The organism is Actinophytocola algeriensis (assembly GCF_014203735.1).
Taxonomy (GTDB): Bacteria; Actinomycetota; Actinomycetes; order Mycobacteriales; family Pseudonocardiaceae; genus Actinophytocola; species Actinophytocola algeriensis.
Genome location: NZ_JACHJQ010000009.1, coordinates 226,335 through 240,335 on the forward strand (window position 1 = coordinate 226,335; position 14,001 = coordinate 240,335).

General features: G+C 70.8%; 14 protein-coding genes, 1 tRNA gene and 1 pseudogene. 10 read left to right on the forward strand and 6 right to left on the reverse strand.

Translation table 11 applies throughout. The features are described from left to right. Positions 1-62 precede the first annotated feature (62 nt). From ddaH to FHR82_RS37065, 3 genes are all read left to right on the forward strand, one after another. Positions 63-884 carry a dimethylargininase gene (gene ddaH / locus FHR82_RS37055; RefSeq protein WP_221464752.1) on the forward strand — a complete coding sequence of 274 codons (822 nt, stop codon included), beginning with the start codon at positions 63-65 and terminating at the stop codon, positions 882-884. 258 nt (positions 885-1,142) lie between these two features. After that, the gene (cpt, locus tag FHR82_RS37060; protein WP_311771455.1) at positions 1,143-1,697 is read left to right on the forward strand and encodes a chloramphenicol phosphotransferase CPT; all 555 of its coding nucleotides are present in this window, start codon (positions 1,143-1,145) and stop codon (positions 1,695-1,697) included. A gap of 51 nt (positions 1,698-1,748) precedes the next feature. Beyond that, a complete protein-coding gene (locus tag FHR82_RS37065) occupies positions 1,749-2,315 on the forward strand; it encodes a dihydrofolate reductase family protein (RefSeq protein WP_184815299.1) in 567 nt (188 codons plus the stop codon). On the opposite strand, the gene FHR82_RS37070 is transcribed toward FHR82_RS37065, so the two are convergent. Together FHR82_RS37070 and FHR82_RS37075 are read right to left on the reverse strand one after the other, a co-directional pair. Then, on the reverse strand, positions 2,300-5,419 hold the full coding sequence (locus tag FHR82_RS37070) for an AfsR/SARP family transcriptional regulator (protein ID WP_184815300.1): 3,120 nt from the start codon (positions 5,417-5,419) through the stop codon (positions 2,300-2,302). The two genes, FHR82_RS37065 and FHR82_RS37070, sit on opposite strands and share 16 nt — an antisense overlap. Before the next feature lie 9 nt (positions 5,420-5,428). After that, positions 5,429-5,791: a hypothetical protein gene (locus FHR82_RS37075; protein ID WP_184815301.1), complete on the reverse strand. Its 363-nt coding sequence runs from the start codon at positions 5,789-5,791 to the stop codon at positions 5,429-5,431. Between the two features lie 89 nt (positions 5,792-5,880). Here FHR82_RS37075 and FHR82_RS37080 point away from each other — a divergent pair, with 89 nt between their 5' ends. Together FHR82_RS37080 and FHR82_RS37085 are read left to right on the forward strand one after the other, a co-directional pair. Next, entirely contained in the window at positions 5,881-6,441 is a 561-nt protein-coding gene (locus FHR82_RS37080) for a helix-turn-helix domain-containing protein (protein WP_184815302.1), read from the forward strand. After that, positions 6,438-7,490 (forward strand): annotated as a pseudogene (locus FHR82_RS37085) (MFS transporter); the annotation flags it as partial. The gene FHR82_RS37080 and the pseudogene FHR82_RS37085, both read left to right, overlap by 4 nt. 30 nt (positions 7,491-7,520) lie before the next feature. Here the strand turns inward: FHR82_RS37085 and FHR82_RS37090 are convergent. Together FHR82_RS37090 and FHR82_RS37095 are read right to left on the reverse strand one after the other, a co-directional pair. Continuing rightward, the gene (locus FHR82_RS37090) at positions 7,521-8,060 is read right to left on the reverse strand and encodes a TetR/AcrR family transcriptional regulator (RefSeq protein ID WP_311771456.1); all 540 of its coding nucleotides are present in this window, start codon (positions 8,058-8,060) and stop codon (positions 7,521-7,523) included. After that, positions 8,057-9,391 (reverse strand): amidase, encoded by a 1,335-nt coding sequence (locus FHR82_RS37095; RefSeq protein ID WP_225944058.1) that lies wholly within the window; start codon positions 9,389-9,391, stop codon positions 8,057-8,059. Before FHR82_RS37095 ends, FHR82_RS37090 begins: the two co-directional genes overlap by 4 nt. Before the next feature lie 67 nt (positions 9,392-9,458). Between FHR82_RS37095 and FHR82_RS37100 the strand changes: the two genes are divergently transcribed. Continuing rightward, a complete protein-coding gene (locus FHR82_RS37100) occupies positions 9,459-10,238 on the forward strand; it encodes a siderophore-interacting protein (RefSeq protein WP_225944059.1) in 780 nt (259 codons plus the stop codon). An 82-nt stretch (positions 10,239-10,320) separates the two neighbouring features. After that, complete coding sequence (gene htpX, locus FHR82_RS37105) at positions 10,321-11,193, forward strand: zinc metalloprotease HtpX (protein ID WP_184815306.1); 873 nt, start codon at positions 10,321-10,323, stop codon at positions 11,191-11,193. Positions 11,194-11,244: 51 nt separating this feature from the next. Here the strand turns inward: htpX and rfbA are convergent, their stop codons facing one another. Both rfbA and FHR82_RS37115 read right to left on the reverse strand, forming a co-directional pair. Further along, complete coding sequence (gene rfbA / locus FHR82_RS37110; RefSeq protein WP_184815307.1) at positions 11,245-12,126, reverse strand: glucose-1-phosphate thymidylyltransferase RfbA; 882 nt, start codon at positions 12,124-12,126, stop codon at positions 11,245-11,247. Between the two features lie 171 nt (positions 12,127-12,297). Continuing rightward, on the reverse strand, positions 12,298-12,789 hold the full coding sequence (locus FHR82_RS37115) for a YajQ family cyclic di-GMP-binding protein (RefSeq protein WP_184815308.1): 492 nt from the start codon (positions 12,787-12,789) through the stop codon (positions 12,298-12,300). 131 nt (positions 12,790-12,920) lie between these two features. Between FHR82_RS37115 and FHR82_RS37120 the strand changes: the two genes are divergently transcribed. The 3 genes from FHR82_RS37120 to FHR82_RS37130 all read left to right on the forward strand — a co-directional run bounded on the left by FHR82_RS37120 (position 12,921) and on the right by FHR82_RS37130 (position 13,995). Next, positions 12,921-13,004: transfer RNA gene (locus FHR82_RS37120), tRNA-Tyr, on the forward strand. Between the two features lie 108 nt (positions 13,005-13,112). Further along, positions 13,113-13,634: a transposase family protein gene (locus FHR82_RS37125; RefSeq protein ID WP_221464754.1), complete on the forward strand. Its 522-nt coding sequence runs from the start codon at positions 13,113-13,115 to the stop codon at positions 13,632-13,634. Positions 13,635-13,776: 142 nt separating this feature from the next. Then, entirely contained in the window at positions 13,777-13,995 is a 219-nt protein-coding gene (locus FHR82_RS37130; protein ID WP_184815309.1) for a hypothetical protein, read from the forward strand. The last annotated feature ends 6 nt before the right edge of the window (positions 13,996-14,001 follow it).

The window sequence follows — 14,001 nt, forward strand, 5'->3', positions numbered from 1 at the left end:
CTGGTTTCGAGAGCATGTTGCGACATTGATCGCTGCTCTGTCCCCACCGCACAATGTGAATCATGACGGGCACCCCCCGACGCGAGCCGACGCCGCGCCGCTACCTGATGTGCGAGCCGAAGTACTTCACCGTGGAGTACTCGATCAACCCGTGGATGAACCCGGACGAACCGGTCAGCGCCGAACTCGCCGTCAAACAGTGGACCGAGCTGGCGGACACCTACCGCCGCTTCGGTCACCGCGTCGACACCATCCGCCCCGTGCCCGGCCTGCCCGACATGGTCTTCGCCGCCAACTCGGGCACCGTCGTCGACGGCCAGGTGCTCGGTGCCCGCTTCCGCAACCCGCAGCGCACCGCGGAGGCCGACCACTACCGCCGCTGGTTCCTGGACCACGGCTACCGCGACGTGGTGATGCCGACCGCCATCAACGAGGCGGAAGGCGACTTCGCGTGGACCGGCCGCCTCCTGCTGGCAGGCACCGGCTTCCGCACCGACCCGGGCGCCCACGCCGAGGCACAGGAGGTGCTCGGCGTGCCGGTGCTGTCGCTGCGCCTGGTCGACCCGCGCTTCTACCACCTGGACACCGCGCTCTTCGTGCTGTCGGACGACCACATCGCGTACTACCCGGAGGCCTTCTCGCGGGGCTCCCAGCGAGTGCTGGCCCGCCTGTTCCCGGACGCGATCATCGCCAACGCGGCGGACGCGGAATGCCTCGGCCTGAACGGCGTCTCGGACGGCCGCAACGTGGTCCTGCCCCTGGAGGCCACACACCTGGCCGAACGCCTCATCCACGCGGGCTACGAACCGACCTTCGTGGACATCTCAGAACTCCGGAAGTCCGGCGGCGGCCCCAAGTGCTGCACGATGGAACTCAGGGACTGAATCAGTAACTGCCCGTCACGATCTCTCGGCCAGCGTCAGGCCCGAAACCGCTGCTCGGATGTGGTTTCGGTACACCGGCGCTGGCCGAGTCGTCTGTGACCGGCTGTCGACACGTCCCCGCAGACCGTCGGGGTGATCGGCTGCCGTCCTTCAGTCCGCGAAACACCCGTTCGTCCCGCGTAGACCGAGCCGCTCGCGTGCCCACGACTGACTCGAAAACACCGGATTCGGGTGCGGCTGAGCCTCTACTGTGGCGCCGTGACGACCAAGGTGATTGTCCTCAATGGTGGGTCCAGTTCGGGGAAGTCGGCCATCGCCCGATGTCTGCAGGGGGTGCTGCCGCAGCCGTGGCTGACCATCGGCACCGATGACTTCGTCGCCGCGCTCCCACCGGCCATGCAGGACTCCGACGACGGTATCGAGTTCGCGCCCGACGGTGGTGTCCAGGTCGGACAGGAGTTTCGGGAGCTCGAGCTCGCGTGGATCGCCGGTGTCGTCGCCATGGTCGACGCCGGGGCGCGGGTCATCGTCGACGAGGTGTTCCTCGGGGGTGCCGAGTCGCAAGGCCGCTGGCTGAAGGCGCTCGGTGACATCGACACCCTCTGGGTGGGCGTCCGCTGTGATCCCGCCACCGCCGCCCGGCGCGAGGCCGCCCGCGGGGACCGCATCCACGGCATGGCCGCCCAGCAGGCCGAGCTCGTCCACCGCGGCGTCACCTACGACTTCGAGGTCGACACCGCCGCCGCGGACGCGATGACCTGCGCTGACGCCATCGCCGCCCGCCTCGGGAACGGGACCGAAAGGAAACCGTAAGGGGGGTCGCGCAGGCTGGTGTCAACACGGAGACAGACCAAGGAGCACCAGATGCGCAAGATCATTGAATCCACGTTCGTCTCGCTCGACGGGGTCATCGACGACACCCGGCCGTCCACCGCGTCGCGGGCCGAGCCGCACAAGTGGGGGCAGCCCTACTGGGACGACGACCACGTGAACTACACGACCAAGGTCATGACCGACGTGGACGCCATGTTGCTGGGCCGGGTCACCTACGAAGGCCTGGCCGAGGCCTGGGGCGGCCAGGACAACCCGGTGGCCGACTCGATGAACAAGATGCCCAAGTACGTCGCCTCGCGGACGCTGACCGAGGCCACCTGGAACGCGACCATCCTGCAGGGCGACGTCGCGGCCGAGGTCGCGAAGATCAAGGAGCAGCCGGGCGGCAACATCATCAAGTGGGGCACCGGTGAGCTGGACCGCACGCTCGTCGAGCACGGTCTCGTCGACGAGTTCCACTTCTGGTACTTCCCGGTCATCGTCGGCGCGGGGCAGCGCCTCTTCGAGGGCGCCGGCTTCGACACCACCCACCTCAAGCTGGCCGACATCAGCCGCTTCGAGTCGGGGATCGTCGTGCACACCTACGTGCCCAAGTAGGACCTGGCCGCACTGGGGGTGAGTTCGGCGCCACTCGCGAAGTGGGCATCGAAGTCGGGGTCGGCGAGCTGGACCGCGGACGTGATCCGGTCCAGCTCGCCCCGGTCCGGTGTCGACAGCGGGTGGCCGGACTCGCGCCGCACCCGTGCCGCCGCGCCCAGGAAGCGAGCCGCCAGTTCCGCACGGCCGTCCAGTGTCAGCGCGGCGGCCATCCCTTCCAGTGCCCCCGCCACGGCGGGCGGCACGTCCTGGGACACGTCGAATGCCTCGCTGTGCCACTTCAGCGCACCGGCCGTGTCGCCCCGCTGCTCGGCCAGCAGACCCAGCTCGAGCAGCACCATCGGCAGGTACGGCGGCGCGCTCTCGTCACCCTGCTGGTCCCGCGCCGACGACAGCAGCCACCGCAGGTGCTCTTCTGCCACGTCGAGGTTGCCCGCCCGGCGGGCGGCGAACGCCAGGCTGATCGTCGCGAACACCTCGGCGACCCGCTGCCCCTGCTCGATCGTCAACCGCCGCGCCTGTGACGCGTACTCCTGCGCGGCGGCGTAGTCCGTGGTCTGCACGGCGATCCAGGCGAGCCACGACAGCCTTCCCGCGACGTCCGACCACAGCCCGAGTTCCTCGGCGATGCGCAGCCCCTCGCGGGCGAGGCGGGTCGCCTCCGCGTGGTCGCCGGTCATGTCCGCCAGGCCGATCAGCCACTCCGTCGCCTGCAGCACGCCCCAGTCGTCGCCCAGCGCACCGAACAGCTCGGCGCCGCGGCGGGCGTCCGCCTCCAGCGCCGCCACGTCGCCGCGCATGTGCGCGAGCATCGCGCGGATGCTGAGCACCGCCGCCTCGCCCCACCGGTCGCCCGCCTCGCGGAACCGCTGCAGCGCCCGTTCCAGCAGCTCGCCGGTCATCACGGTGTCGCCGAAGTCGACGATCGCCGACGCCAGGAACCACTCGGCACGCGCCAGCTCGACCGGGGTCGCGACCTTCTCGTAGGCGCGCAGCGCCTCGGCCGCCAGCTCCGGGCCCGCCTTGCCCTGCCGGATCGCCAGGCCCGTGTGCCAGTACTCGGCGGTGGCCCGCACCTCGGCGGGGGCGTCGCCGGCCACCTCCAGTGCGCTCGACAGCATCCGCTGCCCCTCGATGAGGCGGCCGCGCAGCAGCCAGTGCCAGCCCAAGGACGTGGTCAGACGCAATGCCTGTACGGGTGTACTGGAACGCCGGAACGTGTCCAGTGCCGCCCGCATGTTCGCGGCCTCGGCGTCCAGCACGCGCAGCCACTCGCGCTGAGCCGGGCCGTGCAGGTCGGCCTGTTCGGCGAGCGCCAGGTAGTGGTCGGCGTGCCTGCGCCGCACCGCGTCCTCCTCGCCCGCGTCCCGCAGGCGGTCGAGGCAGTACACCGACACCGACTCCAGCAGCCGGTACCGGGACCCGTCCACGCGTGCCACCAGCGAGCGGTCCACCAGCCCGGACAGCAGGTCCAGCACCTCGTCCACCGCACAGACGGCCTCGGCGGCGGCCAGTGTGCAGCCGCCGACGTGGACGGCCAGCCGCCGCAGCACGGTGCGCTCGTCGTCGGTCAGCAGCCGCCAGCTCCAGTCGATCACCGCGGCGAGCGTGCGCTGCCGGGCAGGCGCGTCCCGAGGACCGGACCCGAGCAGGCCGAACCGGTCGTGGGGCACCTGCAGGCGGGCCGCCAGCTCCGGCACACCCAGCGCGGGCACCCGCGTGGCGGCCAGCTCCAGCGCGAGCGGGATCCCGTCGAGCCGCCTGCACACCTCCGCCACTCCGGTGGTGATCTCCGGCGACGCCGTGAGACCGGCCCTGGCCAGGAACAGCCGCACCGCGGCGGAGTGGGCGAGCCGTTCCGGGTCATCCGTATCGGGAACGTCGAGGGGAGGCAGGTCGAAGCGCACCTCGCCACGCAGTCGCAGCGGTTCGCGGCTGGTCGCCAGCACCCGCACACCCGGCGCGGCGGGCAGCAGGGGCCCGACCAGGTCGGCGACCGGTTCGAGCACGTGCTCGCAGTTGTCCAGCACCAGCAGCATCCGCCGCTCCCGCAGCGTGGTCGCGAGCTGCTGCGTGCCCGGGATCGACAGCGCGGACAGCACCAGCTCGGTGAGGTCGCCCGCGCCGTCCCAGGTGGTCAGGTCGACCAGCCACGCGCCGTCCGGGTACGTCTCGGCCAGCGCGACGGCGACGGCCACGCTCGTCTTGCCGACGCCGCCCGGCCCGGTGAGCGTGACCAGCCGGCCGGCGGCCAGCAGCTCGCGCACCCGTGCGATCGCGTGGTCGCGGCCGATCAGCTCGGTCAGCGGAGCGGGCAGGTTGGTGGCTGGTGTGACCGGCCGGGGAGCGGGTGGGGGCGCGTCCTCGGCCGGGTCGCCGGACAGGACGGCCTGGTGCAGCGCGGTGAGCTCCGGGCCGGGGTCCAGGCCCAGCTCGCCGCCGAGCCTGCCGCGCAGGTCCTGGAAGCTGTCCAGTGCCTCACTGGTCCGGCCCGCCCGGTGCAGTGCCCGCATGTGAGCGGCCCGCAACCGTTCCCGGTACGGATGACTTACGACGTGCTCGCCGAGTTCGCTGACCAGCTCGTGGTGTTCGCCCAGTTCGAGGCGGGCCTCGGCGTGCGCCTCCACCGTCGCGAGCCGCCGCTCCTCCCACCTGGTCCTGGCGGCGTCGGTGAACTCGTCGTCGGCGAAGTCGGCGAGGACCGGGCCGCGCCACAGCGACAGCGCCTCGGTCAGCAGCGCGGCGCGGGCCCTCGGGTCGCCGGCGGCCTGCGCCTGGTCGACGAGTGCCGCGAACCGGGTCGCGTCCAGCGCGTCGGTCCGCAGTGTGTACCCGGGCGCCTGCGACACGACCAGCTCACGGCCGCCGGGCTCGGCGTTCGCCAGCGCCCGCCGCAGCTGCGAGACCCGGACGTGCAGCGCCGCGGTCGGGTCAGCGGGCGCCGCCGCACCCCACAGGTCGTCGACGAGCCGGTCCGCTGACACCGGCCGGCCGGCGTTGACCAGCAGGTTCGCGAGCAGTGCGCGCACTTTTCGACCAGGTACGGTCACGGGCTCGCCGTGGTCGGTCCACACGGCGAGCGGCCCCAGCAGCCCGAATCGCACGGGCACAGGCTAGATGGGCACGAACCCCGAACACATCACGCGGGCCCAGCTGATCCGGCCGTCGGTGACGTCGTAGTACATCTGTTGTTCCATCAGCGAGTCGCCCCGCGCGTTGCGCAGGTGCAGGCGGTAGGCGACGTGACCGCGCGTCGACACCTCGCCCGTCGACGTGGACAGCAGCGCCACCACCTCGTCGGTGGGCTCCAGCCAGTGGCCGAACAGGACGTCGAGCAACTCGTCGTGGTCGTGCGCCTCCCAGTAGCGGCGCGGCGTCATCGCGCGGAAGTCCAGGTCAGGGGCCGTGATGGCACGGACCCCGGCCACGTCCCTCGCCGCCAGGGCCTTCGCGAACTCCTCACCCGGGGTCGTCATGCCGGACAGCCTGCGCCGATCCGCCGCGGAACACCATGGACCTTCGGGCAAAAATGTGAAAGAGTTCTTTCGAAAGGAGGCTTTCAGATATGGCACAGCGGCACCGCGTCACCGACGTCGAGCTGATGACCGCCCTCGCGCACCCACTGCGCGGCGAACTGCTCCGCCACCTCCTCGCGCACGGCCCGCGCACCGCGAGCGAGTGCGCCGACGCGGTCGGGTCGACTGCCTCGAACTGCTCGTGGCACCTGCGCCAGCTCGCCAAGTTCGGCCTGGTCGAACCGGTCGACGGCGCCGACGGCCGGCAGCGGCCGTGGCGTGCCACGATCGTCGGCCTCGAGCTGGGGGAGCTGGCCGAGGACGACACCATGCGCACCGCCCAGCTCGCCGTCCTCGGCAGCGCCCTGCGGCAGGACCAGCAGCTCACGCAGCGTTTCCTCGACCACGCCGACGAGGTCCCGGCGGAGTGGCGGCACGCGGGCGCGCTCGACAGCTACGCGCTCAAGGTAACCCCGGAGGAGCTGACCGAGCTGGCCGCGAAGGTCGACGCGCTGCTCCGGCCGTACGTCACGACCGTCCGCGACGACGCTCCGCCGGAGGCGCGCACGGTGCACGCGGCGTTCCGCGCGTTCCTGTGGCTGACGAGATGAAGCGGCTGCTGCTGGCCTCCTTCTGCTCCGAGACCGGCGAGTGGATGCTCCAGATCGCGTTGCCGGTGCTGGTCTTCCAGGCCACCGGGTCGGTCGCGTCGACCGCGGTGATGATGATCGTCGGGCTGCTCCCGATGGTGCTGCTCAGCCCGCTCACCGGCTTCGTCGCCGACCGCGTGCACCGGCCGCGGCTGCTGCTGGTCGTGTGCCTCGGACAGGCGGTCGTCGCGGCGCCACTGCTGGCCGACGACGCCATGTGCTGGGTCGTCATGGCGCTGCAGACCAGCCTCGCCGCGTTCTTCGAGCCCGCCCGCAACGCGCTCGTGGCCGACCTGGTGCCCGTCGAGCGCCGCACCGCGGCCAACGGGCTGCTCGCGGCGAGCGCCAACATCGCGCGGCTCGTCGGCGCGTGGCTCGGCGGGATGCTCCTCGCCGCCGGCGGGATCCCGCTGGTCTACGCCGTCTACGCGGGGATCCTGGTCGTCGGTGCGGTCGCCATGTGCGGACCGTTCCCGGTCACCCGACCTGCGAAGGCCGTGAAGCTGCCGCCCCTGCGCGTCGACCGGAGTCTCCTGCCGATCGGCATCGCGCTGACACTCATGTGTGTCGCACAGGGGATCTTCCTCGTGCGTTTTGTGCCGTTCGTACTGGAAACGCTCGGCGCGGGTGCCGGCGGTGTCGGCCTGCTGCGCGGGGTGCAGGCGATCGGTGGGCTCGCCGCCGGGTTCGCCGTCGCCACGGTCGCGCGCAAGGTCGCGCCGACGGGCCTGTTCGCGTGGGGTGCGGTCGCGTTCGGGCTGGTGTCGGCGTGCATCTGGCACGGGCCCGCGCTGACCACCGCCATCGGCGTGTACGTCGGGATGTTCATCGCCGTCGGCGCGCCGGGGGTGATCGCCAACTCGGGACTCGCGGCCGTGCTGCAGTCCGCGGTGCCTGCGGCCATGACCGGCAGGCTGCTCGCGGCCGCGTTCGCGCTGATGACGCTCGGAACGACCGCGGGCATGCTCGTCGCCGGGGCCGTCGCGTCGCCGCTTCTCCTTGACGCGCAGGCGTTCCTGCACGTCGCGGCCGGTGTGCTGCTACTCGCGCACCAGCATCGTCACCGCGTCCGCGATGCTCGTCGGGCCCGGTTCGCCGGTGGCGAGGCGCCGCAGCTGCAGACCGGTGAGCAGCGCGACGACCGGGCCGGCGACCCGGTCCGGTGACGGCACACCGAGACGGGTCAGCACCGTGATCGCAATTCGGTCGTATGCCTCGAAACACGACGCGGCCGCGTCCCGCAGCGACGGGTCGCGCCCGGCGTGGATGTACAGCTCCAGCGGCGCGATCTGCTCGTGCCCGAACCGGGTGTCCACCGCGACCCGCTCGACCAGCGCCGCCGCCGACTCCAGCGTCGCGCCGGGGTGCGCGTCCGCCAGTGCCGCGAGCCGCTCGGTCTCCTCGGCCACGAACAACACCATGGCCTCCCGCAACAACTCCCGCTGCGACTCGAAGTGGTACGTGAGCGAGCCCAGCGACACCTCGGCCTCCCGCGCCACGCGGCGGTTCGTCACGCCGGCGACGCCGTCGGTGCCGATCACGCGCAGCACGGCGTGCAGGATGCGTTCCCTGGTGGTCACGGCCGCTGAGTGTCCCAGCGCAGCACCGATTCCAGCTGCGCGGCCAGTGAGATCAACAGTTCCTCGCCGCCGCGCGGGGCCAGCAGCTGTGCGCCGACCGGCAGTCCCTCGCCGGTGAGTCCGGCCGGGACGTTCATGCCCGGCCAGCCGAGCGCGTTCCAGGGCCACGCGTACGGGCAGGCCGCCATCACGGTCCGGTCCGTGCGCCACCCGGAAAGCCCGTCGATGGCGCCCACCGGCAGCGGCGGGGTGGCGGTGGTGGGCGCCAGGACCACGTCCACCCGCTCGAACAGGCGGCCCACCTTGCGGCGGTAGTGCTGCTGAGCCGCGTTGGACAGGGTCAGTGCGCGACCGGCGAGGCGGGCGCCCATCCGTCCGGTGTCACTCGTACGGAAATCGAGCAGCGACCGGTCCGGCGCGGCGGCACACCACTCCTCGACCCCGGCCAGCGACCGCGGCAGGAACGTCAGCCCGAGCAGCCCGTACGAGGGGTCGTCGACCACGATCTCGTGGCCGAGCGCGTTGAGGTGCCGGGCGACGCCGACCACCGCCGCCCGGACCTGGGGATCGAGCCGCACCCGGATGCCGCCCATGAACGCCGGTCGCAGCGACAGTGCGACCCGCAGGCGGCGTGGTGCCCGGTCGGCCGCGGCGCGGAACCGCGACTCACCGGCCAGGACGTCCAGCAGCAGCGCGGCGTCGGCGGTCGTGCGCGCGAGCGGGCCCCACTCGGTGATCCCGTTGAACGCCGCCGGCGTCGGCAGCGTGCCGCGACCGGGTTTGATGCCGACGAGGTGCGTCCACGCGGCCGGGATGCGGATCGAGCCCGCGCCGTCCGACCCGACCGCCGCCGCGACGATCCCCGCCGCCACCGCGGCCGCCGACCCGCCCGAGGAACCGCCGGGCGTGTGGTCGAGGTGCCACGGGTTGCGGGTGACGCCGAACGCCTCGCCCTCGGTGATCGGCCACAACCCGAACTCCGGGGTGTTCGTCTTCCCGACGATCACCGCGCCCGCCGCCCGCAGCTGCCGGACCAGCACCCCGTCCCCGGTGGCGACCGGGTAGTCGCCCGCGCAGCCGAACGCCGTTGGCTCACCGGCGAGGTCCATGTCGTCCTTGATCGCGATCGGCACGCCGAGCAGTGGCAGCCGCTCACCGGCGGCGAGTCGCCGGTCCGCGTCCTTGGCCTCGACGAGCGCCGCGTCCCGGCGCAGGCGGCGGAACGCGTTGAGCGTGGGCTGGGTGGCATCGGCTTGGTCGAGCGCGTCCTGTGTCAGCTGTACAGAAGTGGTCTCACCCCGCGTCAGTGCCGTCGCCTGAGCCGCCAGCATGCCGGTCCCCTCTCGTTCGTTCGAACGAACGGTAATCGCGAAACCGGCCGGTGCGAAGATGGACGGGATGAACACCACGGTGAGCAGGCGTTCGCGCCGGCAGCAGACGAAGTTGTGGCGGGTGCCCGTGCTGCGGGTCGAGCGGGTGACCCCGCACATGGCGCGGGTGACCGTCGGCGGACCCGACCTGGCCGACTTCGCGTTCGCGGGCACCGACCAGAACGTGATGCTCTACTTCTACCCCGACGACGTGGCGCTGCCGGAGCCGCTGACGCTGGAGTCCGCGCGCGGCATGTGGTCCCAGGTCAGGCCGCTGACCAGGACGTACACGGTCCGCCGCTACGACCGCGACGCCTGCGAGATCGACTTCGACTTCGTGCTCCACGACGACGCGGGCCCGGCCTCGGACTGGGCGAAGAAGGCCGTGCCCGGCGACCGCCTGATCTTCGTGGGCCCGTCACCCGCGTACGTGCCCGACACCACGGCTGACTGGCATCTGCTGGCCGGTGACGAGTCGGCGCTGCCCGCGATCTCGGCGATCCTGCGCGAACTGCGACCCGGCGTGCCGGCGCACGTGTTCGTCGAGGTCCACGACGAGGCGGAGGAGCAGCCCCTGCCGACCGCCGCCGATCTGCGGGTGACCTGGCTGCACCGAGACGGTACGGCCGACTTGCTTGCGAGGGCCGTGGCCGAGGCGCAGCTGCCGCCCGGTCGCGTCGACGCGTGGCTGGCAGGAGAACGGTCGTCGATGGTCGCGCTGCGCGCCCACCTGCTGAACGACCGCGGTTTCGAGCGGGGCAGGGTGCGCCCGACGACGTACTGGCGCAGGGGCGAAACAGGCAACTGACCAGCGGGTTTGGCGTATCCGGGGAACTTTGCCCCTGCTGTGACCGTTACGCGTGAGTAGGAACGGTCACGGAGGCGGGAAAGTGCACAAGCACTACAACGGGCTGAAGACCGCGTTGTTGCTCGGCGGCATGAGTGCGCTGATCATCGCGATCAGCGGCGCGTTCGGGCGTGGTGCGTTGTTCATCGGTCTCGCGGTCGCCCTGCTCATGAACGGCTACGCGTACTTCAACTCCGACAAGCTGGCGCTGCGTGCGATGCGCGCCAGGCCGGTCTCGCAGGCGGAACAGCCCGCGATGTACCGCATCGTCCGCGAACTGGCGACCTCCGCCCGCCAGCCGATGCCGAGGCTGTACGTCAGCCCGACGCCGGCGCCGAACGCGTTCGCGACCGGCCGGAACCCGCGCAACGCAGCGGTCTGCTGTACGACGGGCATCCTGGAACTACTCGACGAACGTGAGCTGCGGGCGGTCCTGGGCCACGAACTGTCCCACGTCTACAACAGGGACATCCTCATCTCCTGCGTCGCGGGCGCCCTGGCGTCGGTGGTGAGCGTGCTGGCCAACCTGGCGATGTTCGCCGGCCTGTTCGGCGGCTCGGACGACGACCGCCCGAACCCGCTCGCCATGCTGCTGCTGGCCATCCTCGGCCCGGTGGCGGCGGGCATCGTCCAGATGGCGGTGAGCCGCTCCCGGGAGTACCAGGCAGACGCGTCCGGCGCCGAACTCACCGGCGACCCGCTCGCGCTGGCATCGGCACTGCAGAAACTGGAGTACGGCACCGCGCGGGCCCCACTTGCCCCGGAACCGAAGGTCGTGTCCCAGGCCCACCTGATGATCGCGAACCCGTTCCGCCCCGGCGACGGCATGTCCCGCCTGTTCTCGACCCACCCCCCGATCCCGGACCGAATCCGCCGCCTGGAGGAGATGGCCCGCCGCGGCGGCCTGGGCCGCTGAACGAACAACGGCCCGGTGCGAGGCGCACCGGGCCGTCTGTCGTACCTGGGGTCAACCCGTGGCGCCCGCGGCCAGGGCCACGTCCATCACGTAGTCGCCGTAGCCGGACTTCGCCAGCTTGCGGCCCAGGGCGTAGCAGTCGTCCGCGCTGATGAAGCCCTTGTCGAGGGCGATCTCCTCGAGGCAGGCGATGCGCACGCCGGTCCGGTGCTCGAGGACCTGCACGAACTGCCCGGCCTCGAGCAGGGAGTCGTGCGTGCCGGTGTCCAGCCAGGCGAAGCCGCGGCCGAGGTCCATCAGCCGCGCGCGGCCCTGTCGCAGGTAGGTGAGGTTGACGTCGGTGATCTCGAGCTCGCCGCGCGGCGACGGCTGCAGGCCCTTCGCGATCTCGACCACGTCGTTGTCGTAGAAGTAGAGGCCGGTGATCGCCCGGTTGGACTTGGGCTTGTCCGGCTTCTCCTCGATCGAGATGAGCATGCCGGTCTCGTCGACCTCGCCGACGCCGTAACGCTCGGGGTCCTTGACCGGGTAGCCGAAGAGCACCGCCCCGTCCATGCTGGCGACATACCGCTGCATGACCGAGGAGAACCCGGTGCCGAAGAAGATGTTGTCGCCCAGCACCAGCGCCGCGTCGTCGCCACCGATGAACGACTCGCCGATGATGAACGCCTCCGCGAGGCCGTTCGGCTGCGGCTGCTCCGCGTAGCTGATCTCGATGCCCCACTGGTTGCCGCTGCCCAGCAACCGCTGGAAGGTCGGCATGTCCTGCGGCGTCGTGATGACCAGCACGTCCCGGATGCCGGCCAGCATCAGCACCGACAGCGGGTAGTAGATCATCGGCTTGTCGTAGACGGGCAGCAGCTGCTTGGAGACGGCCTGCGTGATGGGGTGCAGCCGGGTCCCACTGCCACCCGCGAGGACGATGCCTTTCATTGGGCCCACCCTAGCGGGCCCAATCGCGGGGAATTCACAGTCCGGCCCGCGCTCACCCTGGGAGCGCGGTGTGGTGGTGTCCACCACATGCCCCGCATCACCATGCCGTGCCCCTCCGCGATCAGCGTGCGCCACGACATCGCGTGACGCCCACTGTCCGGTTCGGTGGCGTCAGCGATAGTTCGTGAACTGCAGCGCGATGCCGAAGTCCTCGCCCTTGAGCAGCGTGATGACGTCCTGCAGGTGGTCCTTCTTCTTGCCCGAGACCCGCAGCTGGTCACCCTGGATCTGGGCCTGCACGCCCTTCGGGCCCTCGTCCCGGACCTTCTTGGCGATCTTCTTCGCGTGCTCGGAGTCGATCCCCTGCACGATCTTGCCCGTGACCTTGTAGATCTTCCCGGACACGGCGGGCTCACCCACGTCGAACGCCTTGAGCGAGATCTGCCGCTTGATCAGCTTGTCCTTGAACACGTCGATGGCGGCCTTGCACCGCTCCTCGGTCTCCGCCTCGATCGTGATGCCTTCCTCGCCTGCCCACTTCACCGAGGCGCCCGTACCGCGGAAGTCGAACCGCGTGGACAGCTCCTTGCTCGCCTGGTTGAGCGCGTTGTCGACCTCCTGCCGGTCGACCTTGCTCACCACGTCGAAGGACGGATCCGCCACCAGTCTCACCTCTCGAGCCGCCGTACTGCCATGTGCCGGACGCGAGCCTACCGCTGGAGGGGATACCGGTTGTGAGCGCCGCGAGGGCATTGGGTATGGTTTCGCCCGTCCGGTCACGGCCGGACACTCCCGGCGGGTTGCCCGAGCGGTCAAAGGGAGCAGACTGTAAATCTGTCGCGCAAGCTACGCAGGTTCGAACCCTGCACCCGCCACCACAAGCCGTAACAGCCCGTTGACCAGTGAGAACTGGTCAGCGGGCCGAAGGCCCACGAACCGGCGGCAACGTGCAAGCGCTCTCCGGACCAGGTGGATTTCCGCTCTGAGTGGCCGATGCCGAGTCCGGCTTCACACACGACCTGACCGTCGCCCGTGAGCACGTGCTCGGCGCCGTGTACTGGGCCGCCTCCCACCTCGGCCTCCCCACGCTGACCGACGGCGGCTACGACGGCGCCGGTATCGGCGTGCACACCCCGTACAAACAACCCGCCGGCGACCAGATCCTCCACGCGGACAACCGCACCTACAACGCCCTCCCGCGCGGTCTGCGCTGCCTGGGCGAACGCGGCTTCGCCGTCCTCACCGGCCGTTGGCGCACCCTGCACCACATCACCGCCAGCCCAGCAAGATCGGCGACATCGTCAAAGCCGCACTCGTCCTCACCCACCTCGAACACGGCCGACACAGCAAAGTCGGTGAGATCACTTCACTGCTCGCGCTCCGATCACTCACCGATGCTGTCCCAACCCAACCCGACGCGCTCGCGGACCTGCTGTGCACGGTCACCGCGTGCCAGTTCGCTGGCACCCACCGGGGTAACCCGCCCCGGCCGGCGCACCGGTACGTGATAGCGACTCGCGGTCTGTACGAAACTCCCACGACCATTCTTTTTGGACCAAACCGGTAATAACCCCAGGTAAGCCCGGTGCTCGCGGTGTCGCGGGGCGATCGGGCTCGACCAGTCCCGGTGCGCGCATTAAACTCGTCCTGGTGACGATCCGGCGAGCGCACGAAATAACCGAGGAACCGGGACATTTTCTGTCGGCGCGACGCGCCTGCATGCACGGGCGCCGCGTGCGGAACCTGATCAGCCCCGTCGTTCGAGGTCTACTGTTGATCGGCATGCTGGCGGTTGCCATCATCAGCAGAGATCCGATTCTCATAATTTTCGGGATCATTTTCTTTTTACGCTGGGGCTCTTCCCTGTAGTCGCAG

What these genes read in the sequence shown, in the direction of transcription:
- rfbA (WP_184815307.1), bottom strand. Translation starts at nt 12,126, where the DNA reads ATGAAAGGCATCGTCCTCGCGGGTGGCAGTGGGACCCGGCTGCACCCC.
- FHR82_RS37080 (WP_184815302.1), top strand. Translation starts at nt 5,881, where the DNA reads ATGGCACAGCGGCACCGCGTCACCGACGTCGAGCTGATGACCGCCCTC.
- FHR82_RS37065 (WP_184815299.1), top strand. Translation starts at nt 1,749, where the DNA reads ATGCGCAAGATCATTGAATCCACGTTCGTCTCGCTCGACGGGGTCATC.
- FHR82_RS37095 (WP_225944058.1), bottom strand. Translation starts at nt 9,391, where the DNA reads ATGCTGGCGGCTCAGGCGACGGCACTGACGCGGGGTGAGACCACTTCT.
- FHR82_RS37075 (WP_184815301.1), bottom strand. Translation starts at nt 5,791, where the DNA reads ATGACGACCCCGGGTGAGGAGTTCGCGAAGGCCCTGGCGGCGAGGGAC.
- FHR82_RS37100 (WP_225944059.1), top strand. Translation starts at nt 9,459, where the DNA reads ATGAACACCACGGTGAGCAGGCGTTCGCGCCGGCAGCAGACGAAGTTG.
- ddaH (WP_221464752.1), top strand. Translation starts at nt 63, where the DNA reads ATGACGGGCACCCCCCGACGCGAGCCGACGCCGCGCCGCTACCTGATG.